This window comes from Rossellomorea sp. RS05 (assembly GCF_039822645.1).
Classification (GTDB): domain Bacteria; phylum Bacillota; class Bacilli; order Bacillales; family Bacillaceae_B; genus Rossellomorea; species Rossellomorea marisflavi_B.
This window is the reverse complement of record NZ_JBDKWY010000003.1, coordinates 39,460-55,978: the sequence shown is the minus strand read 5'-3', so window position 1 is coordinate 55,978 and position 16,519 is coordinate 39,460. Positions and strand designations below refer to the sequence as shown.

Sequence of the window (16,519 nt, the reverse complement as noted above, 5' to 3'; positions counted from 1 at the left end):
ACAGCGAATATTTTGGTGAATAATATCAATCCCTAGCGAAATTTGGTATAGTTAAATAGAATTTGATAATGATTGAGGTGTACGTCATGCCACAATTCTTCCTGAATAAACGATTGATCATCTTATTGGTGAGCGTCATCGTTTTAGTCGGGCTGATCGGGTTTTCCCTCCGTGAGCGGGACAACATCAGCTGGCCGGAGCAGTTTGGTAAAGATATGGTAGGATTCGGACAGTCGCTGGTTTCAAAACCTGTGAATTATGTCGGCGGAGTATTCGAAAACCTGAAGGATCTGCAAAATACATACAAAGAAAACGAAAAACTGAAAACGCGCCTCGATGAGCTCGTGAAGCTTGAAACGCAGGTGAGGGACCTGAAGCAGGATAACGATGAGCTGAGGGACGTCCTTGATAAGAAAGAGAGTCTGACAGATTATAATCCAATTCAGGCGACAGTCATAGCCCGAAATCCCGATCGCTGGCAAGAACTCCTGACCATCGACAAAGGGGAAGTGAACGGAATTAAATCCGATATGGCCGTTATCTCCTCGAAGGGACTCATCGGAAAAGTGAAAAGCGTCAATAAGTTTTCATCCACAATCGAGTTGATCTCCACCAACAATACGAAAAACCGCATCTCCACCATCATTCAAGGGGAGAAGCAGGATGTGAACGGATGGATTGAAGGCTATGATGTGGAGAAGAAGCAGATCCTCATTAAAAAGATCGTCAATGATGTGAAGGTTGAGAAAGGATCCAAGGTCATTACATCCGGTCTCGGAGGCGTGTTCCCGAAAGGGCTTGTCGTCGGCGAGGTTACAGACGTGCAGCCGGATCAGTATGGATTGACCCAGACGGCATACGTGAAGCCGTCGGCGGACTTCTATCATCTCGAGCACGTCATGGTCATCGACCGTGACATGCCGCCTCCTGAAGAAGATGACGATGCCGAGGGTGACGCGCAATGATCGGGCGCTTCATCCTCCCTCTCATCACCCTGTTGGTGTTTTATGGTGAGAGCCTTTTCGTTCATCTCTTCCAGACGGAATCATGGTTCGGGGACAAGGTAATGGTTCCCCATTTCCTTGTCATCACCCTGATCTTGATCTGTGCCTTTTACCGGTACCGAACGGCCTTATTGTTCGGGTTCATCTTCGGATTCTTTTTTGATATCTATTACACGGAGATCAACGGAATCTATTTGATCCTGTTCCCGTTCATGGTTGTCCTGACCCAGCAGATGATGAAGATGCTACACAACAACATCATTGTCCTGGGGATGATTGCCGTGGTGAATCTATCGATCTTGGAAGTCATCGTCTACTATATCTATGTGATACTCAATCGGACGAATCTGACGTTCATGGAGTTTGTCGACTGGAGATTGTGGCCGACCCTGGTTCTGAACATTGTCTTCTATTTGATCGTATCGATCCCATTCAAACATTATTTATTATCCAGAAGAAAAGCTTGGTTGGGCGAATAAAGTCTGCCAGGCTTTCTCTTCCATAGGGGGTCTGTTCCTCCTGCCATCCTTCAGAGGACGGCAGGGGCGAAATTGTTTCAAATCTGTACCTTCCAAAAAGGAATCAGCACTGCTTATGTCGAATTATATGACGACTGAGGTGAAAAATGACGCCATGAACATGAATAAAAGGCCCAATGTTGTGATTAAAGGAACGAAAGAGGGGCTGACCCTCCATTTGAACGATCAATGCTCGTTTCACGAGCTGAAGGCAGAACTTGCCGAAAAGTTGTCTGCTCATCATCGTGAAACTGAAGGCCATACGCTGGCCGTGCATATCCAGACGGGGAACCGCTACGTGACCGATGAGCAATCCGAAGAACTTAAGGACATCGTCAGGCAAAAGCGGAACCTTGTGGTCAACGGACTCTCCAGCAATGTCATGACAAAGGATGAAGCGGAGAGACTCGTGGATGAACGGAATATCGAGACCATGACCGGTGTTGTGCGATCGGGTCAGGTGATTGAAGTATCCGGGGATATCCTTGTCGTCGGTGATGTCAATCCTGGCGGTAAGATCCACGCCGGCGGGAATATATACATATTGGGCACACTTAAAGGCATTGCCCATGCCGGCATCAACGGCAGGAAAGATGCCGTGATCGTCGCATCGAGGATGCTCCCTTCCCAGCTCCGGATCGCAGATGCCCTGAACCGGGCGCCGGACCGGATGGAGGAAGATGAAGAGCATGACATGGAGTGTGCATTCGTGGATGCCGAGGGTCAGATCGTCGTCGATCGACTGCAGGTATTGAGGCATCTTCGACCAAATATTACGAGTTTCAAAGGAGGACGCTAATGTGGGTGAAGCCATAGTTGTTACTTCAGGAAAAGGCGGAGTGGGCAAGACGACTACTTCTGCCAATGTTGGTACAGCATTAGCTCTACAAGGCAAAAAAGTATGTTTGATCGATACCGATATCGGCCTCAGGAATCTTGATGTGGTCATGGGCCTTGAAAATCGGATCATCTATGATCTGGTGGACGTGGTGGAAGGCCGCTGCAAAGTCCATCAGGCACTTGTGAAGGACAAGCGCTTCGAAGATAAACTGTATCTTCTCCCTGCTGCCCAGACAAGCGATAAATCGGCTGTCAATCCGGAACAGATGAAGAAACTGATCCAGGATCTGAAGCAGGACTATGATTATATCATCATCGACTGCCCTGCCGGAATCGAACAGGGATACAAAAACGCCGTGGCCGGTGCCGATCGTGCCATCGTCGTCACAACGCCGGAAATCTCTGCGGTCCGGGATGCCGACCGTATCATCGGGCTTCTTGAACAGGAGGAAATCGAGCCTCCGAAGCTTGTGATCAACCGGATCCGGAACCATATGATGAAAAGCGGGGAAATGCTCGACGTGAATGAAATCACGACCCATCTTTCTATCGATTTGATCGGAATCGTAGCCGATGACGAGAACGTGATCCGGTCTTCGAATAAAGGAGAACCCATCGCCCTCGATTCAACGAGCAAAGCATCCATCTCCTATCGGAATATCGCAAGGAGGATCCTTGGTGAGTCCGTACCCCTTCAATCCCTTGAAGAGGAAAAACCGGGTGTCTTTACGAAAATCAAACGATTATTCGGCGTAAAAGCCTGACCAAACCCGTGCATGAGTGCACGGGTTTTTTCTATGCGCTTTTGTGCCTTCCCGGTCATAATCATTTCGGACAAGTCATACATTGAAAGCAAGACAAGGTGCAGGGGAATCCCCGTGCAGCCAAAGAAAAGGATGGATGATGATGGGCAATCGAGCCGATGAAATCAGGAAGCGCATCGCCAGACGAAAAAAAATGAACGACGGGGCGTCCCGGGAGTACCCCATCGTCCCGTTGGTGGGGGATGAAGAAAAATACGGGATTGGTCAATCCTCATTCGAAGGGGGACCGCCATCCGATGGCCATCCCCTTTTCAAAAAGGAAACCTTTTTGTTGAAGGTGCTTGCTTCCGGGATCCTGGTCCTCTTGACAGCGATCATGTTCAAAAGCCCGAGCCCTGCCTTTGAAGAGGCGAGGACCATGGTGCATAAGACGATGGAAAACGACTTTCAATTCGCTGCGGTCTCTACGTGGTACGAGGATCAGTTCGGAAAACCCCTGGCACTGCTTCCGGATACGGGGAAACAGGAGGCGAAGGAGGAAACTGCGATTTCCATGCCTGCCACGGGCAAGGTGGTGGAGAATTTCAAAACGAACGGTCAAGGGATTATGCTTGAGACAGGTCTCGGAGAAGAGGTTGGGGCCATGAAGGGGGGACTCGTTATCTTCGCAGGGAAAAAGGATGACCTCGGCAACACGGTCGTCATCCAGCATGCAGACAAATCGGAGTCATGGTACGGGCATCTTGAGGCCATTGACGTGAAGCAGTATGAAAAGGTGGAAAAAGGTGGAGCGGTCGGAAAGGTATCAGCAGCGGAGGACGATGCATCGGGAGAATTTTATTTCGCCATCAAGATGGGGGAGGAATTCGTCGATCCGGTCCAGGTGATCTCCTTTGACTAATCTTTTAGCCATGCTTCGGAAATTCTATATCCACCCCCTCCTTTGGGTCGTCATCGCCGTGGCCGTCATGACGGCCCATTTTACGGAGATGATCATGCTCCTTGGCATCATCATCATCCACGAGCTCGGTCATGCCTGTACGGCCCAATATTTTTCGTGGAGGGTCAGAAGGATCGCCCTTCTGCCCTTTGGTGGTGTGGCAGAAGTAGATGAACATGGGAACCGGTCACTCGATGAGGAATTCTGGGTCGTGGCAGCTGGTCCCCTCCAGCATGTGTGGATGATCGGTGCTGGGTGGGTGCTCGCCAACCTTGATATCATCGCTCCCGGTACATTCCTGTTATTCCTGCATCTGAATCTTGCCGTCCTCCTCTTCAATCTCTTGCCGATCTGGCCCCTTGACGGAGGGAAGCTCGTTTCCCTTCTCATGGCCATGAAATGGAACTACCTGAAGGCGTACGAATACACGCTCCTCCTGTCGTTCGCGCTTCTCCTGTGCTTTCATGCCTTCGTCCTGCTGACTTCACCGGCGAACCTGAACCTTTGGGTGATCCTCACCTTCCTCTACTTCTCCTTATGGAAAGATTGGAAGCAAAGGCGGTACGTGTTCATGAAATTCCTGATGGAGCGTTACTATGGTGATCATCGTCAGTTCTTGGAGCTGAAGCCCCTTCCCGTCGATAGCGAATCTTCGGTCCTTGAGGTCGTGGAACGCTTCCACAGGGGAGTCAAGCACCCCCTTGTCGTCATGAAGGATGGCCAGGAGGTGGGGAAGCTTGATGAGAACGAACTCCTCCACGCATTCTTTGCCGACAAAATGACATCGGCCAAAACAAAGGATCTTCTCTATCTTTATTGACTGTGTACGGTGGAGAAGGGTAAAGTAAGGACATATGCCGGGAAGGGGCTGCCCCTTCCCGATTCTTTATGATAAGGGGGGATCAGCGTTGGACGAAATCATCATCCAGGCGAAAACGAGGGAAAAGCGCTGGGTATCCAGATCAGGCGGAGCCGTCAGTGGGCTGCGCGTGTATCGACCGGTCGGTGACACTTTGACCGGGAATCTCTATATCGGCAGGGTCGTTCGGATCCACAAAGGGCTGGATGCCGCGTTTGTCGATATCGGTGAAGGCAAAAACGGCTATCTGCATGCAAAGGACTGTCCTGATAATGTCAGAGCCTTCCATGGAGGGGATGAAGCGCTGCCCATCAATCAAGCCGTGCATGAAGGGGAAAAGCTCCTGGTGCAGGTCACGAAAGATCCAACGGGGACAAAAGGAGCCAAGCTCAGCGCTGTCATCGAGCTGAAGGGGGAATACCTCGTCTATATGCCGCAAGGGGTCTACGTGGCGGCCTCAAAGAAGCTGGATGAGAAAGAACGCAGTCATGTCAAAGCCGTGGCACACCGCTGGAAGCTCCCAGAAGAAGGGGTCGTGCTCAGGACAAGCAGTGCGGGTATTCCCGAAGAGGACATCAAGGAAGAGATTGTCCGCCTGAGGGGAAAGGCAGAGGACCTTAGGAAGCGTGCGCTTAAAGGAAAAGCCCCGTTTCTCCTTGAGAATCAGGATGCTTTGAAGGACGATCTCAAGGAACTGATGAAAAAAGGAGAAGGTCGGATCCTCGTGGATGATTATAACTTCTCCAATGAGCTTCAGAGCCTTGCAGCCCATCATGAAGGATGGAGTGTGGAGTTCGATCAGGGACGTGACGATATTTTCAGCAGGCACGGAGTCGACAGTGCGTGGGACAGGGCATTGAAGAAAGTGGTCTGGTTGAAGAACGGTGCCTATCTCGTGATTGAAACCACCGAGGCAATGACGGTGGTGGATGTGAACTCCGGGAAATTCACGGGGCGCGCAACCATGGAACAGACAACCCTCGAAACCAATCTCCTAGCAGCGGAAGAAACCGCCCATCAGCTCGCCTTGAGGAATATCGGCGGGATGATCCTCATCGATTTCATCGGTATGAAGACGGAGGGCGACCGTCAGCAGGTAGAGGATGCGTTCCGGACGGCCCTCGGCGCCGACCGCCAGCGGACGACGGTGGAGGGCTTCACGAAGCTCGGGATCCTGGAGGTGACGAGGAAACGTGCTCGTCAGGCGCTGGAGGAGTATCTGACAGAGCCGTGTCATGCATGCGGGGGAACCGGACGCACTGAAAGTCCCGATAGCCTCGCCTTCAGACTTGAACGTGAGATTTGGGACATGGATCATCCTGCCTGCGTGTCGGTTGAAGGGACCCCTGACGTGCGGGCGGCATTTTCCGGACCTGGTGATCGTCATATCGACCGGCTTGAGGCCCGTCTTGGGGTGAAGGTGGACTGGCTGGAGACCCAGGCAGTGAATCCATTCTATCGAATCACAAAGATCCAGTGATTTTCACTCATTGTGTTGACATCCATCACGAAAATATGATAGGATTCTACTGTTATTGATTGTAGCACCCGTGCTACAACCGCTCATAACAGGTCTTGAAGTACGGGCAACCGTCACCTGTGATTGGCGAGTCTGAGTCTATTAAGGAGGTGCGATTATGTACGCAATTATCGAAACAGGTGGTAAGCAAATCCGTGTAACGGAAGGTCAAGAGATCTTCATCGAAAAGCTAAGCGCTGAGCAAGGTGATACGGTAACGTTTGACAAAGTTCTTTTCGTTGGTGGCGACGATGTGAAAGTAGGAAGCCCATTGGTGGCTGGTGCTACTGTAACAGCGAAGGTTGAAAAACAAGGCCGCGCGAAGAAGCTTGTAGTATTCAAATACAAAGCGAAAAAGAACTACCGTCGTAAGCAAGGTCACCGTCAACCTTACACTAAAGTTGTCATCGACACAATCAACGCGTAAGGCGTGATCCCATGATCAACGTTAAGGTAGAGAAAGCCAAGGGAAGGATCCGTTCTTTCTCCATGGATGGTCATGCGAATTTCGATGAGCATGGTCAGGATATTGTTTGTGCCGGAGCTTCTGCCGTTTCATTCGGAAGCGTCAATGCCATCATGGCGTTGACGGGGATTGAACCTCACATCGAGCAAAACGATGGGGGACATTTCGTCTGTGTCATCCCTGATGACCTGCCGGAAGAGACTGACAGGAACGTCCAGCTGCTATTAGATGGCATGGTGGTAAGCCTGCAGACGATTGAAACTACTTACAGTGATTTTATTAAAATAACCTTCAAAAAGTAGGAGGTGGAACAGATGTTAAGATTAGATCTTCAATTTTTCGCGTCTAAGAAAGGGGTAGGTTCGACTAAAAACGGTCGTGACTCTATCTCAAAGCGTCTTGGTGCTAAGCGTGCAGACGGTCAAATGGTAAGTGGTGGATCAATCCTATACCGTCAACGCGGTACTAAGATTTATCCAGGACTAAACGTAGGCCGTGGTGGTGACGATACACTTTTCGCTAAAACTGACGGTGTTGTTCGTTTCGAACGCATGGGACGTGACAAGAAAAAAGTGAGCGTATACCCTGTTGCGAATGAAGCTTAATCGCATATCTTTAACGAAAACTCTAACCGACTTTCGGTTAGAGTTTTATTTATGTGCGGGGAAGTGAAATTTCATAAACGATATACGGAGGGGTCTTATCTTTGTTATACTAACAGATAAGCACTTAGTATAGGAGTTAGATTATGAGCCGAAAATGGGATGTCGTCGAGGTACTGCGGCATGCACGCCACGACTGGATGAATGATTTGCAACTGATAAAGGGAAATCTCGATCTCAATCGGATCGACCGGGCAAAACAAGTCATCGAAGAAATGGTCCTCGCAGCACAGAACGAATCTAAGCTATCGAATTTGAAACTTCCATTACTGACAGAATGGATCTTAACATATAATTGGTCCGGGTCGATGATCAAGCTGGATTTCGAAATACTCGATTGCACCGCTGATCATGGACTTGACGATCAAGGATTGGTTTCCTGGTGCACTCGCTTTGTGGACGAGCTGGTACAGTGTGTCAGCGGCAATGGGGAAAACCAATTGTCAATCCTGCTGCACATCACCAAGGACGCCCCCCGTTTTATATTCGATTTCACAGGTATACTAAGTCATGCAGGCGCCATGAAGGAATGGCTGGAGAATGAGCGCCGAAATGGCACCAACATCAGCATTGAACAAATCGAAGAAGAAGTTCTCGTTTTTCATGTTTCATTATAAGGGCATGAGAGCGTAAGGAGTGAAGAAAAAATGTTTGTCGATCAGGTCAAGATTTACACAAAAGGCGGAGATGGAGGTAACGGAATGGTTGCCTTCCGCCGTGAGAAATATGTACCAAAAGGTGGACCGGCTGGTGGAGACGGAGGACACGGTGCGAACGTCGTGTTCGAAGTGGATGAGGGTCTGCGCACGTTGATGGACTTCCGCTACCAACGCCACTTCAAAGCACCGAGGGGCGAGCACGGCATGAGTAAGAACCAGCATGGCCGGAACGCAGAGGAAATGATCGTAAAGGTTCCACCCGGTACCGTCGTCAAGGATGATGACACCGGCGAAACGATTGCCGACCTGCTTGAACACGGTCAGCGCGCCGTGATCACAAAAGGCGGCCGTGGCGGCAGGGGGAATACACGATTCGCGACACCTGCCAACCCGGCTCCGGAGCTGTCTGAGAAAGGGGAACCCGGTCAGGAGCGCTATATCGTCATGGAGCTCAAACTTCTTGCCGATGTAGGGCTTGTCGGATTCCCGAGCGTCGGAAAGTCGACGTTGCTTTCCGTTGTATCGGCAGCGAAACCGAAGATTGCTTCCTATCATTTCACAACGATCGTACCAAATCTAGGAATGGTTGAGACGGGAGATGGAAGAACCTTCGTCATGGCCGACCTTCCTGGACTGATCGAAGGAGCCCATGAAGGAGTGGGACTCGGACATCAGTTCCTCCGCCATATCGAGCGGACGCGTGTCATCGTTCATGTCATCGATATGAGCGGGATGGAAGGAAGAGATCCATACGACGATTACGTGACGATCAATGAGGAGTTGAAGCAGTACAATCTCAGATTGACTGAACGCCCTCAGATCATCGTAGCCAACAAAATGGATATGCCTGAAGCCGAAGAGAATCTGAAGGCGTTCAAGGAACGTTTGGACGATGAGTATCCGGTATTCCCGATTTCCGCCTTCACGCAACAGGGGCTGAAGGAACTTCTATTCGCTGTAGCGGATAAACTTGAGACAACAGCAGAGTTCCCGCTTCAGGTGGAAGAAGAGGAAACAGGCATCCACCGCGTGATGTACAAGCACGAAGAAGAAGAGAAAGAGTTCGAAATCACACGCGACCCGGATGGTGTATTCGTCGTGAGCGGTGCGAAGATCGAACGTCTCTTCAAGATGACCGACTTCACAAGGGAAGACTCGACAAGGCGTTTCGCCCGTCAGCTCCGTTCATACGGTGTGGATGAGGCCCTTCGTGAGCGCGGTGCAGAGAACGGTGATACGATCCGACTGATGAAATATGAATTTGAATTCGTTGACTGATCCAGCAGACGTCCCTGCAGGGGACGGCTGGACCTCGGGCTTCCCTTCAGCCGGATAACAGGAGGAATTGTCATTGGGGAAAAAATTTCAAGAAGGCAAGTTTTATCTGGTCAGGGAGGATGTCCTTCCTGAAGCGATGAAGAAAACGCTCGATGCCAAGGAACTGATCGAACGGGGAAAAGCTGAATCGGTCTGGGAGGCCGTCCAGCGTGTGGATCTCAGCAGAAGTGCCTTTTATAAGTACAGGGATACGGTTTTTCCGTTCCACACAATCGTGAAGGAACGGATCATCACCTTATTCTTTCAGCTGGAGGATCGCTCCGGGACGCTTTCGCATCTTCTCGGTGAAACGGCCAAGCATGGCTGTAACATCCTGACGATCCACCAGACGATCCCGCTTCAGGGCAGGGCCAATGTGACCCTATCCCTGAATGTGACGGATCTCTCCATCGGCCTCGAGGATTTCCTCGGAAAGCTGCGCCGGCTTGAATTTGTCGAAAAAGTAGAAGTGTTGGGCTCGGGAGCCTGACACTTCTTTTTTTTATCCCCAACATGATGGGACGGACAAACAGAGTCGTCTATTTGAGGGAACACCCTATTCTACAGTGAATGTCATGCTTCAAAAAAGAATCGGAAGGTGAGATGAAGGAGCAGAGGGACTGCAAAGAAAGCGATTTCAATCTTTTGGTCGTTTGGAATCCCCCTTCCGCTTTCCACAGCAACGTGATAGAATGTTCAATAAATTTAAGGCTCAGCTATGAGCCATCTACCGGTGAGAGGAAGAGTTCAGTGAAAATCGCATATTTAGGCCCTCAATCATCATTCACAGATCTTGCTGTGAAGAAAGCATTCCCAGAAGAAGAAACACTCCCGTTCACCACGATCCCTGACTGCATTGAAGCGGTCATGGAAGGGGAAGTGGACTATGCAGTCGTTCCCTTGGAGAATGCATTGGAAGGATCCGTACATATCACCGTTGACTATCTGTTCCATGAAGCCGACCTTGCCATTGTCGCAGAGTTGACCTCGGCGATTCAACAGCATCTCATGGTTCATCCCGACTGGAAGGATCAACCGGGACAACCCGAGAAAATCATGTCCCATCCCCATGCGCTTGCACAGTGTCACAAGTTCCTGCGCGGAACCTATAAGGGCGTGCCCCTTGAGCAGTCGACCTCGACTTCAGCCGGGGCAAAGTTTGTCAGTGAACACCCTGAATCCTTCCTGGGAGCGATCGGGAACGAGCTTGCGGCCGAGCACTATGGCCTGGCAATCCTCCATGATCATATCCATGATGTGACCTATAACCACACCCGTTTCATTGTCCTTCATAAGAAGCACAGGGAGGTCTCGATTCCCCATGAAACCAGTCTGCATAAGACGACACTGATGGTGACCCTGCCAAAAGACCGTTCTGGTGCACTCCACCAAGTGCTTTCTGCATTTGCTTGGAGGCAGCTTAATTTGAGTAAAATTGAATCGCGCCCATTGAAAACGGGGCTTGGCGACTACTTCTTCCTCATCGATGTGGATCATGAGCTGGATGACGTCCTCCTCCCTGGTGCGATCAATGAGATGGAGGCCCTTGGCTGTAGCGTAAAGCTGGTCGGGCATTACCCCTCCTTCATGCTCTCCTGATAGAAAAGGATCACCAAGAGCCCCTGATGCACATGCATCAGGGGCTCTTTCTGGTTGGCTATAAAGAACGGATCAGGAAGCCGGCCCTTTCCAGAGCGTTTTCTGCTTCTGAAAGTGCTTCACTTGTGGTGGCAGACAGGGTATGAAGGTGGACGCCATCTGTCAGTTCAGATAGGAATGCGGCGTTGGTAGACCTGATCTTCGTGAGGAATTGCTTCACTTCCTTGCGATTGGATACCATGATGGAGGCGGTAAGGTCACCGTATACCCCGTGCTCGATCTTTACGTCCTTTACAGTGACACCATGATCGACCAGGAGATTCAGCTCCTCTTCAGCCCGGTCGGGTGTGTGCTGACAGGCGACGGTCTTTTCATGGTGCGCTCCTTCATTGGGGTTCAGGTAAAGATATCCCTGGCTCGTGGCGATGATCGGTTCACCCTTGGCCTTAAGGAGCGTGATGTCGCTGACGATCACCTGGCGGCTGACCCTGCTCTCCTTTGCAAGTTCCCCACCCGTGATGGGAATCCCTCTGCTTTTGAGCGTATGGAGGATCCAATCCCGCCGCTCGTCCCCTAATAATTTTTTCTGTGACAACGTAATCTCCCCCGAGTAATTGATAAGAAAATCATATCACACCCCCGCTTAAAATGGACAGCCTGACTTCGGCGAGGGTGTCGGTGAGCCGGTCGATTTTCTCCAGTGTCGTGGAGGGACCGAACGATATCCGGATGAACTCCTTTCCATCCCGTTCAGTAGCTCCCATGCTTTTCAGCGTGATGGGAATTCCCTGCATTCCGGATTGACAGGCACTTCCCGTGGAAATGGCGATGCCCCGACGGTTGCATTCAAGCATGAGCCACTGCCCCTCAATGCCTTCAATCGCAAGCCCGATGACCTGTGGAAGCTGATGACCCACGGGTCCTTCGTAAACGCGATAGCTGTTCCCCATCTTCGAATCAAGGGAAGCGAAAAAGGAATTCCTCAGCATCTGATAATGATCCGGCATGGGGGTGGCTCTTTCTGCAGCGGCCGTAAAAGCAGTGATACCCGGCAGGTCCGGTGTGCCTGAGATCCTCTGTACAGGAAGGAGGTCAATCGACGGATCGATGTAAAGGGCACCCATCCCTTTCGGACCGTGGATCTTATGGGAAGACACCGTAAAGCTGTCTGCATGACGGATGGCCTCTTCGATGGGCCACTTCCCGAACGATTGGACAAGGTCAGAGTGAAGCAGGGCCGCGCTGTCGCGGAGGATCTCCTTGATATCCCCCATCGGCTGGATCACCCCGATTTCTCCATTGCAGTGGGCGATGCTGACGAGGATCGTATCCATCCTGACAGACGATTGCAGCCGCCGGAGATCGATGAGTCCGTTTTCCCTACTGGGGATGAACGTGATCTCGAACCCTGCTGACTGCAGTTGTCCAGAAGCGTTATGGATGGAGGCATGCTCTGCTCCACCGATGATGATATGGGATCCCAGGTGCTTCCTGCCGTGAGAAAGGCCGATCAGGGCGGCAGCATTTCCTGCACTCCCCCCTGAGGTGAAGGTCAAGCCTGCAGATGGCACCCCAAAAAGGCTGGCAAGGGTGTCTGTACACCGATCGAGAATCTCCTTGGCTGATCCGCCTATATCGTGAAGGCTGTTCGGGTTGCCCCAGTAATGCTCGGCGACCTCGCGATAGATGTCCAGGACTCTGGCATCCATGGGGGTGGTAGAGGCGTAGTCGAAATAATCCATGATGATATCATCCTTTATCGAATAATCTGACAAATGAGTTCGGAAGAAAAAACTCTTGTTATTAGTTTAATAATGTGTAAATATATGTGTCAAGACACCTGTAAGGTAAAACGGGAGGATTCTCTATGAGAAAAGCGGACGTATTGATCATCGGAAGCGGGGTAGCCGCATTACAGCTTGCAAAAAATATTCAAGATCGCATGAATGTGATGATTATCACAAAGTCGCGGATGAAATCGTCCAACTCCTACCTGGCACAAGGCGGGATCGCGGCTGCCCTTTCCCCGGATGATTCTCCCGGACTTCACATGAGGGATACGATCATAGCCGGGGAAGGTCTTCAGGAAGAGGGAAAGGTCATGTCTTTCGTCGAGGACGGGAAACGCGCCGTGAAAGCATTGCTCTCAGCTGGCATGACTTTTGATCCGAAACTCGGAATGGAAGGAGCACACAGCAAGAAGAGGATTGTGCACAGCGGCGGAGATCAGACGGGGAGGTTCTTGATTGATTTCCTGATTTCATCCCTTTCTGAAAATGTGAAGGTCATCGAAGGAGAGATGGCCTATCATCTTCTGAAAGATCGTAATGGACGGATTGCCGGAGTGAGAACAAAGGATGAAGCGGGTGTGATACATACGTACACCGGGGATCACATCGTCCTCGCAAGCGGCGGGGTCGGAGGGATTTATGCGTCCACATCCAATCATCCTTCGGTCACAGGAACAGGGATCGCCATGGCATTTTTGGCTGGAGCTGTAGTGGGCGATATGGAGTTCATCCAGTTCCATCCGACCCTCATGATATCGGGCGGGAGAACAAAGGGACTGATCTCGGAAGCCGTGAGAGGGGAAGGGGGAGTGCTCGTAAGGGAAGACGGAATAGCCCTTATGGAATCGATCCATCCATTGAAGGACCTGGCGCCGAGACATGTGGTGGCAGAAGCGATCTACAGGGAGAGGCTCGGGGGAGGAAACGTGTATCTCGACATTACAGGTATCCGGAATTTCCCAACCCGGTTCCCTTCAATCACGGCCCGCTGTGAAAAAGAAGGATTTCCGATTGAAAGGGGGAGGATCCCTGTGGCTCCGGGATGCCATTTCATCATGGGTGGGGTCGTGGTGGATGACGTTGGGAGGACGAATCTTGATGGCCTGTATGCAATCGGGGAAGCTGCATGCACCGGGGTTCATGGGGCGAATCGATTAGCCAGCAATTCCCTACTGGAAGGGATTGTATATGGGCAGAGGCTTGCGGACCATTTAAAGGAGGCGCTTCCCTCGAAGACCGCACCACTCGCCCATGCACCGATCACAGGCACACCCGGACAACTTCCCGATCGCACCATGTTAAAGAAGAGGATGATGGAAGAAGCCGGCATCATCCGTTCGAAGGAGGGCCTGCAGCGGTTAATGCAATGGCTGGGTGGATTCGGTCTCACCTATGAAAGCAAGATGGACGATCTGGACGTTGAGGACATGGAAGATTACTTAATCTGGGTTGTTTCACGTCTCATCGGGACGGCTTCCCTCCTGCGGGAAGAAAGCAGGGGTGGCCACATCAGGAGGGATCATCCCAAAAAGCGTCCGGAATGGGATAAAAAAAGCATTCACATGAAAATACAAACGGGAAGGTTGAAGGTGTCTGTCTATGAATCTGTTGAAACTAAGATCCATGCTTGAGGAATTTTACAGGGAGGACTTGGGGGAGGGGGACCTTTCATCAGAGACGCTCTTTCATTCACAGGAAGGGATGATCACGCTGATGGCCAAACAGCCTGGTGTCTTTTGCGGAGAAGACATCGTCCGGACCGCTTACGCCATGTTTGATGCATCCATTGAAGTGGATCTTTTCGTAAAGGATGGGGAGATCGTTGTTGAGGGGCAGCACCTTGGAACCGTGAAGGGCAGGATGAAGGATCTTCTGCAGGGAGAAAGGGTTATTCTCAATCTCATTCAACGCATGAGCGGGATTGCGAAAGAAACGGCAGAAGCGGTCAAGGCTGTCGAGGGAAGCGGTGCGAGAATCTGTGACACCAGGAAGACGACACCAGGCCTGCGCATGCTCGAGAAATATGCTGTCAGGGTCGGGGGAGGGTATAATCACCGATTTGGGCTTTACGATGCCGTGATGCTGAAGGATAATCATATCGCTTTTGCCGGTTCCATCACCAAGGCTGTGGAAACGATTCGGTCGGCTACGGGGCATATGGTGAAGATCGAAGTGGAGATCGAGACGGAAGAACAACTCATCGAAGCTGTCGCAAGCCATGTGGATGTAATTATGTTCGATAATTGCACCCCGGAAGAGATCAAGGAATGGATGCGCCACGTTCCCGCCGGGATCATCACGGAAGCGTCGGGGGGCATTTCCCGTGAAATGCTTAAAGACTATGCGTGGACAGGGATCGACTACATTTCACTCGGATACTTGACCCACTCGGTCGCGGCACTCGACATCAGCGCACGAGTGGACATCAGAAAGGATGAACAAACACATGGGAATTCTTGATACACTGCATGTTTCCCTCCCACCGTCCATCACCTCCATGACGACGGCTGAAATGGAGGAAAGGGTAAGGGAGATCAAACAACTGATGGGAAGCAGGCTCTTTATCCCTGGTCATCATTATCAAAAGGATGAAGTGATCCAGTTTGCCGATGCCGTTGGGGATTCACTCCAGCTCGCACAGGTTTCAGCCGAGAATAAGGAAGCGGAGTACATCGTCTTCTGCGGGGTCCATTTCATGGCAGAGACAGCTGATATGCTGACCTCACCCGAACAGACGGTCATCCTCCCTGACATGCGGGCAGGGTGTTCTATGGCCGACATGGCCGATATCTTCCAGACAGAGAAAGCTTGGAGAAAATTGACGGAGACGTTTGGCGATGGGATCCTGCCGTTGACCTATGTGAATTCCACCGCAGCCATTAAAAGCTTTGTAGGAAGGTACGGGGGGGCAACGGTTACCTCGTCAAATGCCCATAAGATGGTGGAATGGGCACTGGGGGAAAAAGAAAGGATCCTGTTCCTCCCTGATCAGCACCTCGGCAGGAACACGGCTGCAGACCTCGGGATATCCCTTGATGACATGGCCGTATTCGATCCAGCCACAAATGACCTTGTCTATGATGGGGATTTTGAAAACATCAAAGTCATCCTTTGGAAGGGCCATTGTTCCGTGCATGAGAATTTCACCGTGAAGAATATAGAGAGCGTGCGTAAGAATCACCCGGACATGCAGGTCATCGTCCATCCTGAGTGCAGGAGGGAAGTGGTTGAGCAATCCGATTACAACGGCAGCACCAAATATATCATCGACATGATCGAGCGTGCACCATCCGGATCATCGTGGGCTATCGGGACGGAAATGAACCTGGTGAAACGTCTCATTGCGAATCATCCAGACAAACACATCATATCGTTGAACCCGTATATGTGCCCTTGCCTCACCATGAACCGGATTGACCTGCCGCATCTCCTATGGGCCCTTGAGCATGTAATGGCAGACGATCCTGTCAATGTGATCAAAGTGGAACCTTCCGTAACAAAAGAAGCCGTTCGGGCACTGGAGCGCATGTTGATTCGGGCCTGACCTTACGCCGGGGGATTCTCTCCGGCATTTTTTTCGTG

At 51.1% G+C, this 16,519-nt stretch carries 19 protein-coding genes and 1 other annotated feature; of the genes, 17 read left to right on the top strand and 2 right to left on the bottom strand.

Translation table 11 applies throughout. From position 1 onward, the window contains the following. The first annotated feature begins 86 nt into the window (after positions 1 to 86). From mreC to pheA, 14 genes are all read left to right on the top strand, one after another. Positions 87 to 965: a rod shape-determining protein MreC gene (gene mreC, locus ABJ225_RS10110; protein ID WP_056535104.1), complete on the top strand. Its 879-nt coding sequence runs from the start codon at positions 87 to 89 to the stop codon at positions 963 to 965. Beyond that, positions 962 to 1,483, top strand: a complete 522-nt coding sequence (gene mreD, locus ABJ225_RS10105; protein ID WP_056535107.1) for a rod shape-determining protein MreD — start codon at positions 962 to 964, stop codon at positions 1,481 to 1,483. The genes mreC and mreD overlap by 4 nt, the downstream gene beginning before the upstream one ends. Before the next feature lie 160 nt (positions 1,484 to 1,643). Then, complete coding sequence (gene minC, locus ABJ225_RS10100; RefSeq protein ID WP_053427729.1) at positions 1,644 to 2,321, top strand: septum site-determining protein MinC; 678 nt, start codon at positions 1,644 to 1,646, stop codon at positions 2,319 to 2,321. Between the two features lies 1 nt (position 2,322). Then, a complete protein-coding gene (gene minD, locus ABJ225_RS10095) occupies positions 2,323 to 3,126 on the top strand; it encodes a septum site-determining protein MinD (protein WP_056535109.1) in 804 nt (267 codons plus the stop codon). Positions 3,127 to 3,268: 142 nt separating this feature from the next. After that, positions 3,269 to 4,027, top strand: a complete 759-nt coding sequence (locus ABJ225_RS10090; RefSeq protein ID WP_238284448.1) for a M23 family metallopeptidase — start codon at positions 3,269 to 3,271, stop codon at positions 4,025 to 4,027. Then, positions 4,020 to 4,886 carry a M50 family metallopeptidase gene (locus ABJ225_RS10085; RefSeq protein ID WP_318341478.1) on the top strand — a complete coding sequence of 289 codons (867 nt, stop codon included), beginning with the start codon at positions 4,020 to 4,022 and terminating at the stop codon, positions 4,884 to 4,886. Before ABJ225_RS10090 ends, ABJ225_RS10085 begins: the two co-directional genes overlap by 8 nt. Before the next feature lie 88 nt (positions 4,887 to 4,974). Beyond that, entirely contained in the window at positions 4,975 to 6,405 is a 1,431-nt protein-coding gene (locus ABJ225_RS10080; protein ID WP_347319949.1) for an Rne/Rng family ribonuclease, read from the top strand. 67 nt (positions 6,406 to 6,472) lie between these two features. After that, positions 6,473 to 6,549: a sequence feature (ribosomal protein L21 leader region), on the top strand. A gap of 13 nt (positions 6,550 to 6,562) precedes the next feature. Beyond that, the gene (gene rplU, locus ABJ225_RS10075) at positions 6,563 to 6,871 is read left to right on the top strand and encodes a 50S ribosomal protein L21 (protein WP_048006231.1); all 309 of its coding nucleotides are present in this window, start codon (positions 6,563 to 6,565) and stop codon (positions 6,869 to 6,871) included. Between the two features lie 11 nt (positions 6,872 to 6,882). Beyond that, complete coding sequence (locus ABJ225_RS10070) at positions 6,883 to 7,212, top strand: ribosomal-processing cysteine protease Prp (protein WP_056535115.1); 330 nt, start codon at positions 6,883 to 6,885, stop codon at positions 7,210 to 7,212. A 12-nt stretch (positions 7,213 to 7,224) separates the two neighbouring features. Next, a complete protein-coding gene (gene rpmA, locus ABJ225_RS10065) occupies positions 7,225 to 7,515 on the top strand; it encodes a 50S ribosomal protein L27 (RefSeq protein WP_034757227.1) in 291 nt (96 codons plus the stop codon). 143 nt (positions 7,516 to 7,658) lie between these two features. Beyond that, positions 7,659 to 8,189 carry a Spo0B C-terminal domain-containing protein gene (locus ABJ225_RS10060; protein ID WP_053426442.1) on the top strand — a complete coding sequence of 177 codons (531 nt, stop codon included), beginning with the start codon at positions 7,659 to 7,661 and terminating at the stop codon, positions 8,187 to 8,189. Positions 8,190 to 8,219: 30 nt separating this feature from the next. Next, complete coding sequence (obgE, locus tag ABJ225_RS10055; protein WP_056535118.1) at positions 8,220 to 9,509, top strand: GTPase ObgE; 1,290 nt, start codon at positions 8,220 to 8,222, stop codon at positions 9,507 to 9,509. A gap of 73 nt (positions 9,510 to 9,582) precedes the next feature. Further along, complete coding sequence (locus ABJ225_RS10050; RefSeq protein ID WP_048006227.1) at positions 9,583 to 10,038, top strand: ACT domain-containing protein; 456 nt, start codon at positions 9,583 to 9,585, stop codon at positions 10,036 to 10,038. A 260-nt stretch (positions 10,039 to 10,298) separates the two neighbouring features. Next, complete coding sequence (pheA, locus tag ABJ225_RS10045; protein WP_056538370.1) at positions 10,299 to 11,147, top strand: prephenate dehydratase; 849 nt, start codon at positions 10,299 to 10,301, stop codon at positions 11,145 to 11,147. Between the two features lie 58 nt (positions 11,148 to 11,205). Here the strand turns inward: pheA and ABJ225_RS10040 are convergent, their stop codons facing one another. After that, entirely contained in the window at positions 11,206 to 11,742 is a 537-nt protein-coding gene (locus tag ABJ225_RS10040) for a transcription repressor NadR (RefSeq protein ID WP_218246285.1), read from the bottom strand. Between the two features lie 31 nt (positions 11,743 to 11,773). Next, positions 11,774 to 12,889 (bottom strand): IscS subfamily cysteine desulfurase, encoded by a 1,116-nt coding sequence (locus ABJ225_RS10035; RefSeq protein ID WP_347319944.1) that lies wholly within the window; start codon positions 12,887 to 12,889, stop codon positions 11,774 to 11,776. A 125-nt stretch (positions 12,890 to 13,014) separates the two neighbouring features. Between ABJ225_RS10035 and nadB the strand changes: the two genes are divergently transcribed. From nadB to nadA, 3 genes are read left to right on the top strand one after another with little or no spacing between them, the layout of a single operon-like run. Beyond that, positions 13,015 to 14,568, top strand: a complete 1,554-nt coding sequence (nadB, locus tag ABJ225_RS10030) for an L-aspartate oxidase (protein WP_347319942.1) — start codon at positions 13,015 to 13,017, stop codon at positions 14,566 to 14,568. Continuing rightward, the gene (gene nadC, locus ABJ225_RS10025; RefSeq protein WP_318341474.1) at positions 14,537 to 15,397 is read left to right on the top strand and encodes a carboxylating nicotinate-nucleotide diphosphorylase; all 861 of its coding nucleotides are present in this window, start codon (positions 14,537 to 14,539) and stop codon (positions 15,395 to 15,397) included. Before nadB ends, nadC begins: the two co-directional genes overlap by 32 nt. Next, positions 15,384 to 16,481, top strand: a complete 1,098-nt coding sequence (nadA, locus tag ABJ225_RS10020) for a quinolinate synthase NadA (protein WP_218246281.1) — start codon at positions 15,384 to 15,386, stop codon at positions 16,479 to 16,481. The genes nadC and nadA overlap by 14 nt, the downstream gene beginning before the upstream one ends. Positions 16,482 to 16,519: the final 38 nt, after the last annotated feature.